The sequence below is a fragment of the Nitrosomonas nitrosa genome (assembly GCF_003051105.1).
GTDB classification, from domain to species: domain Bacteria; phylum Pseudomonadota; class Gammaproteobacteria; order Burkholderiales; family Nitrosomonadaceae; genus Nitrosomonas; species Nitrosomonas nitrosa.
The window spans coordinates 1-1,723 of sequence record NZ_QAOO01000076.1; the positions used below are offsets into that span (position 1 = coordinate 1).

The 1,723-nt window shown below is 46.0% G+C and carries 3 protein-coding genes; 2 read left to right on the forward strand and 1 reads right to left on the reverse strand.

From position 1 onward, the window contains the following. Both C8R30_RS15615 and C8R30_RS15620 read left to right on the forward strand, forming a co-directional pair. The coding region (locus C8R30_RS15615; RefSeq protein WP_146162714.1) for a transposase at positions 1-150 on the forward strand (150 nt) is incomplete at its 5' end. Between the two features lie 139 nt (positions 151-289). Next, on the forward strand, positions 290-715 hold the full coding sequence (locus C8R30_RS15620; protein ID WP_107790560.1) for a hypothetical protein: 426 nt from the start codon (positions 290-292) through the stop codon (positions 713-715). A gap of 215 nt (positions 716-930) precedes the next feature. On the opposite strand, the gene C8R30_RS15625 is transcribed toward C8R30_RS15620, so the two are convergent. Then, positions 931-1,596, reverse strand: coding sequence for a group II intron maturase-specific domain-containing protein (locus C8R30_RS15625; RefSeq protein WP_258192091.1), 666 nt, complete (start codon positions 1,594-1,596; stop codon positions 931-933). Positions 1,597-1,723: the final 127 nt, after the last annotated feature.

Below are 1,723 nucleotides of genomic sequence, written 5' to 3' on the forward strand. Positions count from 1 at the left end.
TGGGGTTTATATAGATACCGGCATTTGGTGGAGAATGCTTTTGCACGGCTAAAGCAGTATCGGGCAATAGCGACACGATACGACAAACTGAAGCGAAATTACGAAAGTATGGTAGCCATAGCGTGTGGGTATCTGTGGCTACCTATGTGAAATGTCAACAGACCCTAGGCAAACCCAAGAAAAATTCCTTTCTTGATGCTTTATTTCGGATAGTAGCCTAAGTGAGAATATAAAATATAGGTAAAAACGATGAAACTTCAGTTTTATTAATCTTCACATAGAGAAAGTAATGAGAGGCATCTATTATTTGATTTCTGGTTATATCTGGGGTATGGCTTCGATGGCGCAGGCTGAAATAACCCCTTATTGCTGGCTGTTAGATGCTGGAAAGATAGAAGTTAGTCCGACTACTTTGAAACTCTACACTATCGACAAGGGAGGACAGTATTCAGTATCGGGAACTGCAAGCTTTAGCATTATTACTTCTGGTGCTACCCGTTTACAGCTTGTAAACGGAACAGCTATTACTGTTAATGATAAAATTGAAATATCACTTAATGCTTCGGGTATCGAGGATCTTGAGCAGAAGAGGCTATGGACAGGCACATATCATCTCATCTTGGATGTTGCGACTCTTAATGGTGTATTTCTCAATCGAAGCGAGGATGTCAATTCGGCAATAGATGGAGTTGCGAGTCCAATTGTATGTCAGTAGTTTTCTCTTATCTATTGAGCCCTGGAATCGGTAAAATTGTTGGTCGAGTAAGCTTCACCTCCAGATCCTCACAGGTAGGGTCGAGTGCTAGCGCGTTAACTTGGGTAATATGTACAATCCCCTTGTCACGTTTCCAGCACCCTCCACGTCGAACGCAGCATGCGGATTTCCCGCACTGCGCTCCCCCGCATGTTTCACATCAAGGTTTATGAGACCTATCCTGCTAGCGTAGCTTTCGGCTTTGGTCTTAACATCTGGTAGTCATTAAACAGCCCCAGTTTGTCATATAACCACCGCCTACTCCACCTTCGCCAGCCGAAGCCCCGTCGTTTCCGGGATCGCATCAAATGTCGCCTCACTTTCTTTTCTACCCAGTCTTGTATGTAGTTGAAGCACCGACTCGAGTGCCCAATCGCAAAGTAGTTAACCCAGCCACGCAAAATCGGATTAATCAAATGTATTACTCGATCAACCGGTTGTGACTGATACCTTCGGAACACTTCCTTGAGCTTTTGCAATAGCGCCGTGCGCTTTTTCTGCTTCGGCACATAATGCGGTCTCCATACGCCTCGGAGACTGCGGATGCGCCGAAAATCAAACCCAAGAAACCCGAAATTCTCTCCGCGACTCAGGTCTCCGATATTGCTCTTCTCTTCATTGATCTCAACCTGTAGTTTGGCAAATTCTTCCCGCAGTCGTTTTTCCACCGCCTTCATCAGCCAGTTATGCCGCTTATGCGCATCGACCAAGATCACCATATCGTCAGCAAATCTTGCATACTCGACATAGGTGTACTTACCATAACGTGTGACTTCCTTCGCCCGTTCCAGCATCCGATCTACCTCGTTGAGATAAAGATTGCCAAGTAGCGGCGAAATCACGCCACCGGTGAGTCGGCCGAGAGAACTTCCCTCTCAGCCGCTCTTAGAACCGGACGTGAAGCTCTCGCTTCATCCGGCTCCCATTAAACAAATGAACCTTGTATTCCCCTTTTCCAGTGCGCAAATA

Bases quoted from the DNA above. Each gene is read 5' to 3' on its own strand.
- C8R30_RS15620 (WP_107790560.1), top strand. From the start codon at position 290: ATGAGAGGCATCTATTATTTGATTTCTGGTTATATCTGGGGTATGGCT.